We start from the raw sequence: 15,578 nt of genomic DNA, 5'->3' as shown, positions 1-15,578 counted from the left end.
CTGGGGGGGGTTCTAGCTATTCGGAATCTGAATACCTGGATTTCGGATTCTGTATAGTAGATGGTGCTAAGGGGGGTGATATAGTCCAAGGCGAAATCACCTTTAAGGAAAGGAACCGCCAGTGACAGCGTTCTCTTATACGATCAAGCCCGAAATTTTTTCTGACCACCCCGACTACGTTCGAGGGGTCGTTGTATTTAGAGGGCTAGATAACGCTGCGCTCCACGCTGAGATCACGCAGGAGCTCCGCGCCAGTGAGGGAGCGCTGCGCGAACGGATCCAAGGCAACCCTGCAGAATTCCCACAGATTGCCGCCTGGCGAGATGCTTATCGCAAATTTGGCGCGAAGCCGTCGGAGCACAGGAGCTCGATCGAGGCCCTTAGCAGGCGCGTTCTAAAGCCGGACTCCCTGCCCGATATCAACGCTTTGGTGGACATCGGCAACCTTCTGTCCCTGCGATACGTCCTGCCTGCGGGGGTTCACCCGATCGGTTCAGGATCCCATGAGATCGAGCTTCGTAAATCCAAAACCTCAGACACCTTCCTGGCAGAGTCAGAGAAAGATCCAGAGTTCATTGCACCTGGAGAAGTGGTGTTGGCCGCTGGCGGGCGAGTATTGACTCGTCGGTGGACATGGCGGCAGGCGGCTGATACCAGGACTCTTGCTGAGACAAATTGTGTCTTCTTCGATATCGATGGCTTGGCCCCCACAGGTCTGGCGGATGTGAGGTCTGCCATCGCCGATCTGATCCAGCTCGTCGGTAAATTCTGCGGCGGCGAATGCGTGGGATACGCCATACTGGACGCTAAGAACTCCACGATGAACGTTAACCTGGGATAGCCGATGAACCCTGCCTTCAGTAGCCTGACCATACTGCAATTGAGGGCATTGGTGACGATCCTTGATGTGCGTAACCTGAGCAAGGCTGCGGATATTTTGGGTACTAGTCAGCCAGCGATCAGTAGATATCTTGCTCATGCTCGCGAGGCCCTGGGCGACCCATTGGTGGTTCGCAAGGGTCGTCAGTACGTTCTCACCGAACGAGGAGTCGAGGTAATTCAGCCGCTCAAGGACATCTTGGTGCGCCTTGAGGGCATGACATCTACCATTAACTTTTCTCCTGAAAAATGTGATCGCCGCTTCAGCATCGCAGGTTCGGACTACGTTGCGCAGTACATTCTTCCTGATTTGATGAAGGATCTCGCGCTGGTTGCTCCGAAGGTCAGCGTCGATTACCGCAGTTGGCAAGCCAACCATTATGATTGGCTTGCCAATGGAGAGGTAGATCTTGCGGTTAGCATGGTCGCCGAAACGCCAGCGGATTATCACGGTCGTATGATCGGGGAGGATCATGCCGTTTGTTGTATGCGGCTTGGCCATCCTGTTTCTTTGGCTCAATCCGTTGATCAAGAGGCGTATCTAAAGTGGCCTCACGTCAAGATCACAACAGGCGGGGACAAGGATAGCTTTATTGATTCGTTCCTTCGCAAATCTCAGCACAATCGCAAATTGAAATTGACGGTTCCATACTACTCGGCTGCATTGATGGTCGTTCAGCAGAGTGATGCATTGCTTACGCTGCCTGAACACATTGCCCGTAAATGGTCAGAGATGGGCCTGGTGTGCTATCGCCCGATATCGTTCCTGCAACACCAATTCCGATACTGGGTGGTATGGCACTCCCGAACCCAGTCATCTCCAGAGCAGCAGTGGTTCAGGCATTTTATATACCAGCATTGCCGAGCATCTCACTTCCTGAGTCCTGGTGATCGCTCACCGTCGCTGCTGGGGTCTGATGTATCTACAATCTGAATAGCTGCTATGCAGGCATGATTACTGCCATCTCATCTTCTAGGTGATACCTTGGGTATCAATCGATGAGCTATTGCTTTTCGATAAAAGCGGTACCCAATAATTACAAAATGGGTAGCCTGCACTTCAATCTGCCAAAATCACATCTGGCCTGTCACTTTGGTGGCGCCTTAGGCTGATGCATCACAATTGAGAAAAATATGATGAGCAGAGATCAAGAGTCTGGGCAGGCGCTCGTGCGCGGCCTGTCGAATCGTCACATTCAAATGATCGGATTGGGCGGTGCCATTGGTACCGGTCTTTTTCTGGGTAGCGCGGGTGTTATTAAATCAGCTGGCCCCAGTTTGCTAATTGGTTATGCTTTCGCTGGAATGATTGCATTTCTTATTATGCGCCAGCTCGGCGAAATGCTTGTGGATGAGCCTGTGTCTGGCTCTCTCAGTTACTTTGCTCGGAAGTACTGCGGCGGATTCTTAGGGTACTTGACTGGGTGGAACTACATCGCGGCGTATGTCCTGGTCGGCATGGCAGAACTTACGGCAATTGGTAAGTTTATTCAGTTCTGGTGGCCAGAGGTTCCCACCTGGATCACGGCCTCGTGTTTCTTTGTGATTATCAATGCCATGAATCTACTCAACGTTCGCTTTTACGGCGAAACGGAGTTTTGGTTCTCGTTGGTTAAAGTTACCGCCATCGTTGCCATGATCGGCTTCGGAAGCTGGCTGCTCTTTGGCCCTACGCCCCCACCTGAGGCTGCTGTTTCGAATCTCTGGGCGCATGGTGGATTCTTCCCTCACGGGGTTGGCGGATTGCTGATGGCTTTGCCATTCATAATGTTCGCGTTTGGTGGCCTGGAAATGATTGGCTTCACTGCTGGTGAAGCTCGTGAGCCGAAAAAGACCATCCCATTGGCCATCAACCGTGTCCTGTACCGTATTGGTATTTTTTACATCGCTGCCTTGGCTATCCTCTTGGCGCTCACCCCTTGGGATACCTTGGTCAGTTCCCTGGATAACGCGGGTGATCCCTACAGCGCTAGCCCGTTCGTTAAAATTTTGAGCCTGTTGGGTAGTGACTTCGCGGCGAACCTACTTAACCTTGTAGTTCTGACTGCGGCAATGTCTGTCTACAACGGCATCGTGTATTGCAATGCGCGCCAGTTGTTCGCTCTCGCACAGCAAAATCAAGCGCCTAAGCGATTCTTGAAACTGAACGGTAATAGCGTGCCTGTGAATGCTTTATTTGCAACAGCGCTTATTACTGGCATTGCCGTTGTAATCAACTATTTCTCTCCAAATGGAGCTATTGAAATATTGATGTCGTTGACTGTGTCGGCCACTGTAATCAATTGGTTGCTCACAAGCTATACACATCTGAAGTTCAAGAAAGCTAAGGCCGAAGCAGGCGAGGAGCTGGCGTACAACTCCCCTTTGCATCCTTACAGTAACTATCTGTGCATCGCTTTCATTGTCGGGCTGCTCGTGCTTATGGCTTTCATTCCTTCAATTCGGATTGCTGTGTGGCTTATTCCTCTCTGGCTGATGGTGATTTATGCCAGCTATAAAAAAACCCAAGTTGGTGCGACTCGCGCAGTTAGCTTTGAGTAAATTGCATTAGGTGATACAAATGAAAACTGAGAACTCTACAGCTGTAACCATGACTGGCGGCGATGCTATCGTCCAAGGCCTTAAGGCTCACGGTGTTGATACTGTATTTGCACTCCCTGGTGCTCAAATCTACGGTTTGACCGATGCGCTCGCTCGTAACACCGACTCGCTGCGTATCTTCGGTGCCCGCCACGAGCAGACCAGCGCTTACATGGCATTTGGTTATGCTCGCTCCACTGGCCGCCCAGGCGTGTTCACTGTGGTGCCTGGCCCAGGCATTCTGAACGCCAGTGCCGCGATGCTTACGGCACATGGATGCAATGCGCCAGTGCTCGCTTTGACTGGCGACGTGATGAGCGCCTTCAAAGATCGTGGTCGTGGCCAGCTGCATGAGCTCCCTCGCCAACTGGAAATTCTGCAAAGTGTGGGCAAGTACGCTGCTCACATTGAGCAGCCAGCTGATACATCCTGGCATGTCGCCCGAGCGTTCCAGGAGATGTGCTCGGGCCGGCCAGGCGTCGTGTCTCTTCAAGCATCTTGGGACTACTTCACCAAGCCAGCTGCTGTCGCTCCCCAGGCGCCGCTCCCGCTGAAGCCAACTCCACCAGTCGATTCTGACGCGGTAGAGCGCGCGGCTGGAATTCTGAGCAAAGCCAAAGCGCCAATGATTTTTGTTGGCTCTGGCGCGCTTGAGGCCAGCAATGAAGTCAGTCAACTGGCAGAGGTTCTGGGTGCACCGGTTGTAAGTTTCCGTGGTGGTCGTGGTGTGGTAAGCGATGATCATCCTCTGGGCTTCACTGTGGCCTCCGGCTCTCGCCTTTGGCCGCAAACCGATGTGGCTATCGTCATCGGCTCGCGATTTGAGCTTCTGGACATTCGCTGGAGGCATCGCCCAGAAGGCTTGAAGATCATCCGTATCGACATCGATCCTGCCGAGGTACGCCGGATCAGCGCTGAGGTCAACCTGCTGGCTGATGCAGGCGAAGGCTCCAAAGCACTCGCTGAGGCCGTACTGCGAGTAGGAGCGCCTAAGCACAGAGATGCAGATCTGGCCGAGGCAAAAGCGTCGGCTGAGCAGGCTATTCAGTCTGTACAGCCACAATTGAGCTACTTGCGCGTTATTCGAGATGTCTTGCCACGTGATGGCTTCTTCATCGAAGAAATCTCGCAGGTTGGTTTCACTTCGATTTTCGGCTTCCCGGTATACAAGCCTCGCACCCTCGTCACATCGGGTCACCAAGGCACGCTGGGCTTCGGTTTCCCAACTGCACTTGGTGTGAAGGCGGCTCATCCAGACAAAGCAGTGGTCTCGATCTGCGGTGATGGCGGATTCATGTTTGCTGCCCAAGAGCTTGCCACCGCTGTTCAGTACAAGCTGAACCTGGTCACCATCGTTTTCAACAACAGTGCTTATGGGAACGTGTATCGGGATCAGCAGGAGAGCTTCGGTGGCCGCCTGCTCGGCTCCGAGCTGGTCAACCCGGATTTTGTGAAATTCGCTGAATCCTTCGGCGTAGAAGCCCACCGAGTCAATACCCCGGCCCAGCTTCGTCCCGTCCTGGAAAAAGCTTTCGCTGCTGATAAGCCGGTTCTGATTGAAGTCGTGGTTCCTCGTGGTGGAGATACCAGCCCTTGGACTTTCTTGCACCCGACTTTCAACTGAATCTAAAGGAAACTCAAAATGCTTGAACAAGTAGAGCTTTATCCGGGCGACCCCATTCTCTCGCTGATGGATGATTTCCATAAAGATCCACGAGCTGAAAAAGTGAATCTCAGCATCGGCTTCTACTACGACGAAAACGGCAATGTACCCGTGCTTACGTCCGTGAAGAAAGCCAAAGAGATTCTGGATGGCCGTGTTGAGGAGCCAAACCTCTACCTTCCTATGGATGGTCTGCCCTCCTTCCGTACCCAGGTACAGGAATATCTGTTCGGTGAAGCGAATAGCTCCCACGGCGCACGGATTGCCACAATCCAAACTGTGGGTGGGTCTGGTGCGATCCGGGTAGGCGCAGACTTTTTGAAGCGCTACTACCCTGACTCACAAGTGTGGGTGAGCGATCCAACCTGGGACAACCATCACGCTATCTTCAAAGGTGTGGGCTTCGATGTGCACCGATACTCCTACCTGAAAGATGGTGGGCGATCGGTCAACTTCGAAGGTATGCTGGAGACATTCAAGTCTCTCCCAGAAAACACGATCGTTCTCTTGCATGCGTGCTGTCATAACCCGACCGGTTTGGATCTGACGCCTTCGCAGTGGGACACCTTGATCGAGCTGTTCTCCAGCAAATCTTTGATTCCGTTCCTTGATGCAGCGTATCTGGGGATGGGGGAGGGTTTGGATGAGGACAGTTACGGCATTCGAGCTCTCGCAGGGTCTGGCATCACGGGACTGATCAGCAACTCATTCTCGAAAGTCTTTTCTCTGTATGGTGAACGGGTCGGCTCGTTGTCCATCATTTGTGAGTCATCAGAAATTGCGGAGCGGACAGGCGGTCAACTGAAAGGTACCGTCCGTACCAACTACTCCAATCCCCCACGTTTTGGAGCGGAATTGGTGAGCATTATTCTGTCGAACGCCGACCTTCGGGCTGAGTGGCGAGCTGAGTTGGAGTCGATGCGTGAGCGCATGGTGACCATGCGGCATGCCCTGTATGACCAGATCAAAACAATCCGTCCGGAAGCCGATGTTGAGTATCTCGTCACCCAGAAAGGAATGTTTAGCTTCAGTGGCTTGAGCGCAGAAGCTGTTGACAGAATCCGTGACAAGCATGGCATCTACTTCATTCGCAATGGTCGGATCTGCATCGCTGGTCTCAATGAGTTCAACGTCTCCAAAGTAGCCACTGCAATTGCTGCAGAGTCATAAGTTCTTCGTTAGGAAGTTACCTCTTAGCGCCCCTTAGGGGCGCTTTTTTTATATATCTACTTCAGGCGTTTGCACAGGTATTTCATGTGCTCAACAACGAGGTGTCGTGATGGCTGGCCTCCAAGAATGTGGAAACTCGGTGTCTCAGTGGAATTTTGCAGTGCGTGCCGTTTGTGGGCCATACGAGACAGAGGTTAATCGAAAGTACGCCAAATTCGTTGGTGATGTCGTGTCCGGGACGCGGGGTGGGCTACCATTCGCTCGGTTACGAACCAACGCAGCTCGTGTCAGGCGGTGTGCTCGTGGAGCGGATCGAGATAATGATCAGCGCTGCGTACTCCTCAGTCAGAGCATTGGCCAGGCCCGGGTAGTTCACGATGGTTTCACTTACCACCTGATGCCTGGAGACATTGTGCTCCTCGACAGCGCAGGGGAGTGCGAAATTGAACCGAAAGGTTTGATTGAGCACATGGCTATTTCTCTTCCGAAACCCATGGTCGCTCGGCACATCAGCCCTGGTCGACGCCTTCAAGGGATGGTGGATCTGAATTCTACTTCCGGTCGCCTGTTGCGTTTATTGCTGGCCCAGCTGTCTGAAGAGGATCATAAGCTTTCTGAACTTGAACAGCATGGAGTGCTATCTGCAATTCTATGCCTGCTCGGCTCAGCACTCCAAAAACAGAACGTACAGCCATCAAAAAAATTAACTCGAAGAACATCTGCAGAATTGCGAGTGGAAGCGGAGATCTTTATCCAAAACTCAATCGCATCTCCCGAGCTCAGTCCTGCATTAATTGCTAGCGTTCTAAATGTCTCCCTGCGACAGCTGTACCGATCGTTCGAGGAAGGTGGGGGGTCTGTGTACAGATACATACTAGCAAGCAGATTAAAGCACTGCGCTTCGGAGCTTACAGTCGCTGGCTCAATAAGAGTATCTGTTACTGATATTGCCTACAAATGGGGGTTTTCAGACTCAGCTAGCTTTAGCCGCGCTTTCAAGCGCCATTTTGGATTGGCGCCACGTGAGTATCGTATGGTTTTTTGCGATCAGAAAATTATTATTTAAATTTGCATAAAAGGCTTGCGTATGATTGATTCGCCAACCTATATGAATTTGAGACTTTCGCATGTTCGTGAATTTTTTATGCGGAACTTAAGGCCTGCCTTGAATCGCTATAACGTAACAGAGCAACAGTGGCGAGTTATTCATGCCCTCAGCCACCACGGCCCAATGGAGTTCAGCCAACTCGCCCATCAGTGCTGCATAATTAAGGCAAGTTTTAGCTCTATCCTGGTAAGGATGGAAAGTGCAGGCTACATTTCTCGAAAAAAATCAAGCTCAGATCGACGGCGGATAATCATTGCGCTAAAGAAGCCAGGGGCAGATCTGTTTCTGCAGCTGTCCAATGACATGGCTATCAATCAGAGAGAGCTTAAGGAAAGTCTAGGTGACGACCGTTGGAGTTCGTTACTTCTACTGATAGATGAGTTAGATCGACTCGTGCTGCCGCTGGAGAGCATTGTCCCCAGCGACAGTCACCCCTAAAGGCACTAATACACAGTGCTAGCCGGCACCTCAGGGCTGTCAGTGCCTTTGAATTTTCCGGCCAGGGTTTTCAGTCCCCTCATCAGAATCGATGTATCTACACCGACCGCCACAAAAGTCGCCCCCAGCTCAAGATAGCGCCGAGCGAGTTTCTCATCTGCACTCAGGATCCCAACTGCCTTGCCTGCGCTCTTTACACGTAAGATGGCATCTTCAATTACGCGCTGAACTTCGGGGTGACCAGGATTTCCCCGGTGCCCTAAAGCAGCGGAAAGATCAGCAGGCCCGATGAAGACGCCGTCTACTCCCTCGACGGCAGCGATCGCATCCAGGTTGGACAATCCCACCTGATTTTCCACTTGTACCAGTAGGCAGATTTCCGCATCGGCTTTGTCGAGATAGTCAGTAATCGAATTCCAGCGTGAAGCGCGTGCCAATGCACTACCCACACCGCGAATCCCGTTAGGGGGATACGTCACAGCCTTCACCAGATGCTCCGCCTGCTCTGATGTCTCCACCATCGGAACCAATAGAGTTTGCGCACCCACATCAAGCATCTGCTTGATCAGGGCCGCATCACCCACCACTGGGCGGATGATCGGCTGCGATGGGTATGGGGCTATGGCTTGAAGCTGCCCCAGAGTGCTGCGAAGGTCATTCGGAGCGTGCTCACCATCTATCAAAAGCCAGTCAAAGCCCGCGTTCGCCGCAAGCTCTGCACAGTAAGGGTCTGCCAACCCGAGCCAGAGGCCGATCTGCGGTTCATCCTTCTTGAGGCGAGATTTGAAGAGATTCTGCTGCATGATTGAAGCTCCTTCGTCTTCAAATGAACCGGCAGGTAATGCTACCCAGCAGGTCGTAGTCGACATGGAACGTATCACCAGGGCTTGCGGCAACTGGCCGGGTAAATGAGCCGCCCAAGATGATCTGTCCAGGTTCCAGAGTGACATCGTACGGAGCCAGTTTGTTTGCCAGCCACGCAACACCTTTAGCTGGATGGTTGAGCACAGCGGCGCTCACACCGGACTCTTCGATCACGCCGTTGCGGTATAGAACTGCAGGGATCTTCCGGAGGTCGACGTCAGTAGGGCGTACTGGACGACCGCCCATTACGACGCCGGCGTTCGCTGCGTTATCGGAGATCGTGTCGAATACCTTCCGGGTCACCTTGGTCTGTGGATCGACCTGGTGGATACGGGCGTCAATGATTTCCAGTGCAGGAATGACCCACTCAGTCGCATCGAGGACGTCGAATACAGTGACATTAGGGCCTTTGAGAGGCTTACCAAGGATGAAGGCCAGTTCAACTTCTACCCGTGGGACGATAAAGCGGTTAAACGGGATGTCAGTACCTTCCTCGAAGATCATGTCATCGAGCAGTGCGCCGTAGTCGGGCTCTGTGATGTTCGACGAGACCTGCATGGCACGTGATGTCAGTCCGATTTTGTGGCCCACCAACTTCCGGCCAGAGGCAATTTTTTTTGCCACCCAGGCCCGCTGAATAGCGTAAGCATCTTCGATTGTAATTGCCGGTTGTGAAATCGAGAACTGACTAATTTGCTCGCGCGTGCGTTCAGCTTGGTCGAGCAACTCTGCGCACTGTTGGATGATATCGTTGTTGAGCATGGCAAACCTCAAGTTGCTTTGTTGAACAGCGAGTGCAGGCTACTGTGTTTTGCATCAAACACCTGTCCAACGCTTTCATCTATTTGCAGAGTTAGGCCGATAGGGCGTTTTTGTAAAAGGGCGTCCAAGTGACTACGTAATGTTCCCAGTAGTGCTTGGCCGACCGATTGATGCACGGTAGGGCTGCGTCCGGCGCCAATTCGTAAATTGGCATAGAGGAATCCGTACTGACCTTGCCCGTCGGCAACTGCGCAATGCGCTGCAGGGTAGGCAAGTACACGAGTTCCCCCCGTTGGGAAGACTTTTTGGCCTGTTTCGTCTTTTTGCTCAAGCATGGTGTCAGCAAGAGCACGGCATAGAGCTGACAAGTCTGCTTCAGCCTCCAAATCGGGCGTGTAGAGCAGAACCAGGTGAGGCATGACGGCGCTTCCTATAGTCGACTGGTGGATACGACAGCAGCGAGGTTCGCGGCTTGCGCTGCTGGGATACGAGTACCGCTTTGCGGAGTCACTGGGAAGATGGCGTTGATTTGCCCAGTTCCGGAAGAGCCGAAGTAAGGCGTTATGACTTCTGCTTTGCCGTCGTAGTCTGACCATCCAAGCGCGCCCAGCAGCATGGCTGTGTCGTGCATGAAGCCCTCGCCGTGACCTTTCGCGGCATACTCAGGCAGCATTCCGCAGAACTCTTCCCATTCACCGTTTTCCCACATCTTCACCACGCGCTCATCAAGAACCTGGAGGAAAGGACTCCAAATTTTCTCGGCGAATTCGGGGGCTTGGCCATTTTGAGCAAAGCGATGAGAGAGAGAGCCACTGGCCAAGAATGCGACGGTTCCGTCATAGTGATCTTCGACAGCTTTCCGCATCGCCCAGCCAAGGCGCGCACTGTCAGCAAGGTAATGAGAGGTGCACAGCGCTGACACCGAAATTACTTTGAAGTGTTGATCTTGGTTCATGTAACGCATCGGCACCAAAGTTCCGTATTCCGGGCCTAAGGTTGTAGCATCGTGAGACATCGTCTCGACTTGGAAGCGATTACATTCTTCAGCTAGGATTTTCCCAAGCTCTGGGTTGCCAGGGAACTCATAATGCATGTTGCTAATAAAGTGCGGAAGCTCGTTGCTGGTGTAAACACCTTCAAAGTGCGGGCCGCAGAGAACGTGATAATTCGCGTTCACTAGCCAATGGGTATCGAAGACGATAATAGTATCGACGCCCAGTTCGCGGCAGCGGCGGCTGATTTCGTAGTGCCCATCAATGGCGGACTGTCGCAGGCCTTGTCGCGGGCCAGGCAGTTCGGACAGGTACATAGACGGAACGTGTGTGATTTTAGCTGCTAGTGCTACTTTGCCCATGAGTGGAATCCTTATTCTTGTTAGATCCCGCAGCACCAGGCGAGCTTGGCGGTCGTCAGAACAGCAAGCTCCCCCAGTGCGTTGGGAAAATTGCTACACGCCCCAGCGTGGGATGTGATGGCTGCCCATGGAAATGCAGACGTTCTTGATTTCTGCAAAGACTTCGAAGCTGTATTGGCCGCCTTCGCGACCGGTGCCCGAGCCTTTCACTCCACCGAACGGTTGGCGCAGGTCGCGTACGTTTTGGCTGTTGATGAACACCATGCCGGCCTCGATACCACGTGCCAGACGATGGGCCTTACCAATGTCCTGAGTCCAGATGTAGGAGGCCAGGCCGTACTCGGTGTCGTTGGCCAGGCGCAGGGCTTCGGCTTCGTCCTTGAACGGGATCAAGCACGCCACCGGGCCGAAGATTTCTTCCTGGGCGATGCGCATGTTGTTGTTCACGTCGGCGAACACCGTCGGCTGGATGAACTGCCCCTTGGCCAGGTGTGCCGGCAGGTTGGTCGGACGCTCCAGGCCACCCGCGACCAGCCGCGCGCCTTCCTCGATGCCGATGCGGATGTAGCCGGTGACCTTGTCGTAGTGCTGCTGGGTGATCATCGAACCGACCTGGGTCTTCGGGTCGGTCGGGTCACCGACGATCAGGCGCTGGGCGCGGGCGGCGAATTCGGCGATGAACTGCGGGTACACGCTCTCCTGGATGAAGATCCGGCTGCCAGCGGTGCAACGCTCGCCGTTCAGCGAGAAGATGGTGAACAGCGCAGCGTCCAGGGCACGTTCCAGATCAGCGTCTTCGAAGATCAGCACCGGCGACTTGCCGCCCAGTTCCATCGAGTACTTCTTCAGGCCGGCGGTCTGCATGATCTTCTTACCGGTGGCGGTGCCACCGGTGAAGGAGATTGCGCGCACATCCGGGTGTCGAACCAGAGCGTCGCCGGCAGTGGCGCCGTAGCCCTGGATGACGTTGAGCACGCCATTAGGAATGCCGGCTTCGACGGCCAGACGGCCTAGTTCGTTGGCGGTCAGCGGCGACAGCTCGCTCATCTTCAGTACGGCGGTGTTACCCAGCGCCAGGCACGGCGCGGTCTTCCAGGTAGCCGTCATGAATGGCACGTTCCACGGCGAAACCAGGCCACACACACCCACTGGCTGGTACAGGGTGTAGTTGAGCATCTGGTCATCGACCGGGTACGAATGGCCGTCCATGCGTGTGCAGACTTCGGCGAAGAAGTCGAAGTTGTGCGAAGCGCGTGGGATCAGCACGTTCTTGGTCTGGTGAATCGGCAGGCCGGTGTCGAGGGTCTCCAGTTCGGCCAGCTTCGGCACGTTCTGGTCGATCAGCTCACCGAGCTTGCGCATCAGACGGGCGCGTTCCTTGGCCGGGGTATTGGCCCATTTCGGGAACGCTTCCTTCGCAGCCGCTACGGCCTGGGCGACCTCTTCAGCGCCGCCGCTGGCGACTTCGCCAATCGCTTCGCCGGTAGCCGGGTTGTAGTTGACGAAGGTGTCTTTGCTTTCGACCTCGCGGCCATTGATCCAATGTTTGATCATGATGATTACGCCTCTTTATTTCGTGAAGCGAAGAACTCCGCCTCGCTGACAATACGGTTCACCAGGCGGCCTACGCCTTCTACTTCCACGATTACCTCATCGCCCGCCACCACGTCAGCCAAGCCTTCGGGTGTACCGGTAGCGATCATGTCGCCGGGCTGCAGGGTCATGAAGCTGGAGAAGTATTCGATCAGGTAGGGGATATCGAAAATCATGTCCGCAGTGGAGCCTTCTTGCTTCAGCTCACCGTTGACCCAGGTGCGCAGGGTCAGATTGTTCGGATCGGGTACATCGGCGGTGTCGATGATCCACGGGCCTACCGGGGTGGTGGCGTCGCGGTTCTTCACGCGCAGGTTGGGCCTGTAGTAGTTTTCCAGGTAGTCACGGATGGCGTAGTCGTTGCAGACGGTGTAGCCAGCCACGTACTGCAGGGCGTCTTCGCGTTTGACGTTCCGTGCAGGTTTACCGATAACTGCCACCAGCTCGCACTCGTAGTGCATGTAGGTAACGCCATCCGGGCGCCAAGTGACCTGGTTGTGGCTGGTGTACGTACCAGGCGACTTGATGAAGGCCAGCGGTTCGGTCGGTGGCGCAAAGGCCAGCTCAGCGGCGTGGTCGGCGTAGTTCAGGCCCAGGGCAAACATGTTGCCATTGGCGGGAGGTAACCATTCCACCTGTGCTTCTGCGATCAGGCGTCCGTCGGCCAATCGCACTGCGTTATCAGTCTCGACGGTGACGTCGTGCTCTTGGCCTTCGAAACGGATGCGGGCATGTTTCATCAGCGGATCTCCTGCTCTTCGACAATGTGGTTGGCAAGCTGGCCAAGTGAAGTGATTTCAACCTCGACTTGGTCGCCAGGTCGAATGTCGACCCTGCCTTCTGGAGTGCCGGTAATTAGGAGGTCACCTTCATGGAGTGTCATAAACTCGCTGAGCTCGGCGATCAGCTGAGGGATGCTGCGCACAAAATTGGCCGTGGAGTTCTGCTGATGCACTTCACCATTAACCCGAAGGGTGATCATCAAATTGTGCGGATCAGCGATCTCGCTAGCGGGTACCACCTCCGGCCCAAATGAACAGAAGCCGTCACGACACTTGGCCTTGACCGCCGGGCGGTAATAGCTGTCTTCCGGCAAACTGAACTCATTGACGATGGTGTAGCCGGCCACGTGCTCCATCGCATTTTCGACGCTGACGCGGCTAGTGGTCTTGCCGATCAGAACGCCGAGCGCCGGGCCCGCCTGCAAGCGCTCTACATTAATCGGGTATACAACCGCGCGATTGTGAGCATTGCGGGTGTTTGGCGTTTTGATGAACAACACAGGCTTAACGGGTAGTTGCTTGTACGGCGCTTGTTCGAATTCCGCGAGACGCTGGTTCAGCAAACCCTTATAGTTCAGCGCAATGCCGAACAGAGCGCCATGCACCAACTCATTTAAGCTTTGGGACATCAATGTTCTCCTTGTTAGCTCGACCAGGCTTGGTCGTTATTTTTTATTGAAACTGAACACTAATGCCGACAGATAGTTGATGCGGTGGCGTCAAGTCACCGCTGGGAGATCCTGCCATCTGAAGTGTAATATGGTCAGTCCTATTGGCTTTAGTATCGAATCATTACGGACTTCAATTCAGTAAAGTCCTCGATGAAAGCACTGCCGAATTCGCGCCCAATCCCAGACGCTTTGATTCCGCCGAATGGAACTGCTGGATCAAGAAGGGTATGCATGTTGACCCAAAGAGTTCCTGCTTGAATTTCCGGAATCATGCGCAGTGCCTTGCTGAGATCGTTAGTCCAGAGACTGGCGCTCAACCCATACGGACTGTCATTCATCAACGAAACAAGCTCGTCCTCGTCGTCATAAGCGAGGAACGTCGCAACAGGCCCGAAAGTCTCTTGAGTCATCAGCGTATCTGTGGCGCTGTTTGCAAGAATTACGGTTGGCTCGACATAGCAACCTGGTTGATCCAGTAGCCGTCCGCCATGAAGAATGGTGTTGTTCTCAGCCCTGGCTTGCGCAAAATACCCAGAAAGCTTCTGCTGATGCTGAGCATTTGTAACAGGGCCGAACTCACTGGCTTCGTCCATTGGCGAGCCAATTTTCAAGGCCTTCAGGCGTGTCACCAAACTTTCAAGTAGGTGATCGATCTGAGACCGATGAACATAAAACCGTTCAGCTGCAGCGCAGATTTGGCCGGAGTGCAAGAAGCCAGCCTCAATGATCCCTGCCACCGCTTTTTCGACTGGCACATCGCGGAGGAAGCCAGCAGCGTTTTTGCCGCCCAACTCAAGCGTGGCACGAGTCAGCTTGGCCTGCATGGCAGTGGAACCTACTGCCAAACCAGTGGGCACCGAGCCGGTGAAGGACACTTTGTCAGTGTCAGGGTGCTCAATCAGAGCTTTCCCGACAGCACCATCGCCACAGACAACGTTGAGAGCGCCTGGAGGCAGGCCTGCTTCGATCGCAAGCTCCGAAATCCGCAGGATGGTAAGCGGGGTGAACTCGCTAGGCTTGATGATCACGCTGCATCCGGTCACCAGCGCTGACGCCAGCTTCCAGATCGCAATCATGGTCGAGAAATTCCACGGAACGATGCCTACCACTACACCTACCGGCTCTCGAAGAGTGAATGCCGTGTAGCGTTCGCCGTTGAATGAAGGGATCGACGGGGTGATCGTTTGACCCGTAATTTTGCTTGCCCAGCCAGCGTAATAGCGCAGGAAATGTGCCGCTTGTCCCACCTCAAACGCTCTGGAGATGTTGATGAGCTTTCCGGATTGGAGGGTTTCAAGCTGAGCCAATTCTTCGCTGTTGGCTTCCAGCAGGTCAGCCAGCTTCAGCAGGACTGCGCCTCGATGGGCTGGGGTGGCCTGCCCCCAAGCCTTGAAGCCTTTTCGAGACGACGCGACAGCAGCATCGATGTCCGCCTTATTTGCGACCCCGACGCGGGCGATAACACGCCCATTCGCCGGGTTGGTCACGGGCAGTTCGTCAGTATTCGTTACCGGTGTCGCCTGTCCATCAATGAATAGGCCATGTGGGCGGCGCAGAAATGCTTCTACGCTTGCAAGGATGGTTACCTGACTCATAGCCGAAACCTCTAAACAAGAAAGCTACTGAGGCTACGCCGGTAAAGTAAATTTAACTTGGCAATTCCTGCCAATTCCATATAGCAATCCATGCCATGAAAAAATTAAGGTAAACTTTT

15 protein-coding genes are annotated in these 15,578 nt (G+C 54.0%); 7 read left to right on the top strand and 8 right to left on the bottom strand.

The annotated features are described in order from the left end of the window. Positions 1-121: 121 nt before the first annotated feature. The 7 genes from BFP99_RS02765 to BFP99_RS33925 all read left to right on the top strand — a co-directional run bounded on the left by BFP99_RS02765 (position 122) and on the right by BFP99_RS33925 (position 7,838). Entirely contained in the window at positions 122-841 is a 720-nt protein-coding gene (locus BFP99_RS02765; RefSeq protein ID WP_065925111.1) for a B3/B4 domain-containing protein, read from the top strand. 3 nt (positions 842-844) lie between these two features. After that, a complete protein-coding gene (locus BFP99_RS02760; RefSeq protein ID WP_065925112.1) occupies positions 845-1,813 on the top strand; it encodes a LysR family transcriptional regulator in 969 nt (322 codons plus the stop codon). A gap of 203 nt (positions 1,814-2,016) precedes the next feature. Then, entirely contained in the window at positions 2,017-3,420 is a 1,404-nt protein-coding gene (locus BFP99_RS02755; RefSeq protein WP_065925140.1) for an amino acid permease, read from the top strand. Between the two features lie 19 nt (positions 3,421-3,439). Next, positions 3,440-5,083, top strand: coding sequence for a thiamine pyrophosphate-dependent enzyme (locus tag BFP99_RS31655; RefSeq protein WP_083221126.1), 1,644 nt, complete (start codon positions 3,440-3,442; stop codon positions 5,081-5,083). An 18-nt stretch (positions 5,084-5,101) separates the two neighbouring features. Continuing rightward, positions 5,102-6,292: an amino acid aminotransferase gene (locus BFP99_RS02745; RefSeq protein WP_065925114.1), complete on the top strand. Its 1,191-nt coding sequence runs from the start codon at positions 5,102-5,104 to the stop codon at positions 6,290-6,292. Positions 6,293-6,401: 109 nt separating this feature from the next. Next, a complete protein-coding gene (gene feaR, locus BFP99_RS31650; protein WP_083221125.1) occupies positions 6,402-7,358 on the top strand; it encodes a transcriptional regulator FeaR in 957 nt (318 codons plus the stop codon). 21 nt (positions 7,359-7,379) lie between these two features. Further along, entirely contained in the window at positions 7,380-7,838 is a 459-nt protein-coding gene (locus BFP99_RS33925; protein WP_065925115.1) for a MarR family transcriptional regulator, read from the top strand. A 5-nt stretch (positions 7,839-7,843) separates the two neighbouring features. On the opposite strand, the gene hpaI is transcribed toward BFP99_RS33925, so the two are convergent. The 8 genes from hpaI to BFP99_RS02695 form a co-directional block, all read right to left on the bottom strand. Then, complete coding sequence (gene hpaI, locus BFP99_RS02730) at positions 7,844-8,641, bottom strand: 4-hydroxy-2-oxoheptanedioate aldolase (RefSeq protein WP_065925116.1); 798 nt, start codon at positions 8,639-8,641, stop codon at positions 7,844-7,846. A gap of 19 nt (positions 8,642-8,660) precedes the next feature. Further along, on the bottom strand, positions 8,661-9,464 hold the full coding sequence (gene hpaH / locus BFP99_RS02725; RefSeq protein ID WP_065925117.1) for a 2-oxo-hept-4-ene-1,7-dioate hydratase: 804 nt from the start codon (positions 9,462-9,464) through the stop codon (positions 8,661-8,663). Between the two features lie 8 nt (positions 9,465-9,472). After that, on the bottom strand, positions 9,473-9,883 hold the full coding sequence (locus BFP99_RS31645; RefSeq protein WP_083221124.1) for a 5-carboxymethyl-2-hydroxymuconate Delta-isomerase: 411 nt from the start codon (positions 9,881-9,883) through the stop codon (positions 9,473-9,475). 11 nt (positions 9,884-9,894) lie between these two features. Next, on the bottom strand, positions 9,895-10,818 hold the full coding sequence (hpaD, locus tag BFP99_RS02715) for a 3,4-dihydroxyphenylacetate 2,3-dioxygenase (RefSeq protein ID WP_065946593.1): 924 nt from the start codon (positions 10,816-10,818) through the stop codon (positions 9,895-9,897). Positions 10,819-10,911: 93 nt separating this feature from the next. After that, positions 10,912-12,372, bottom strand: a complete 1,461-nt coding sequence (gene hpaE, locus BFP99_RS02710) for a 5-carboxymethyl-2-hydroxymuconate semialdehyde dehydrogenase (RefSeq protein ID WP_065925120.1) — start codon at positions 12,370-12,372, stop codon at positions 10,912-10,914. 5 nt (positions 12,373-12,377) lie between these two features. Beyond that, positions 12,378-13,151 (bottom strand): fumarylacetoacetate hydrolase family protein, encoded by a 774-nt coding sequence (locus BFP99_RS02705; RefSeq protein WP_065925121.1) that lies wholly within the window; start codon positions 13,149-13,151, stop codon positions 12,378-12,380. Then, positions 13,151-13,822, bottom strand: a complete 672-nt coding sequence (locus tag BFP99_RS02700) for a fumarylacetoacetate hydrolase family protein (RefSeq protein ID WP_065925122.1) — start codon at positions 13,820-13,822, stop codon at positions 13,151-13,153. The genes BFP99_RS02705 and BFP99_RS02700 overlap by 1 nt, the downstream gene beginning before the upstream one ends. Before the next feature lie 149 nt (positions 13,823-13,971). Next, positions 13,972-15,459, bottom strand: a complete 1,488-nt coding sequence (locus BFP99_RS02695; protein WP_065925123.1) for an aldehyde dehydrogenase family protein — start codon at positions 15,457-15,459, stop codon at positions 13,972-13,974. Positions 15,460-15,578 lie beyond the last annotated feature (119 nt).

Source organism: Pseudomonas sp. 1 R 17, from assembly GCF_900067035.1.
Lineage (GTDB): Bacteria > Pseudomonadota > Gammaproteobacteria > Pseudomonadales > Pseudomonadaceae > Aquipseudomonas > Aquipseudomonas marginalis.
Note: the sequence above shows the minus strand (reverse complement) of the source record. Positions and strands in the feature narration are given on the sequence as shown.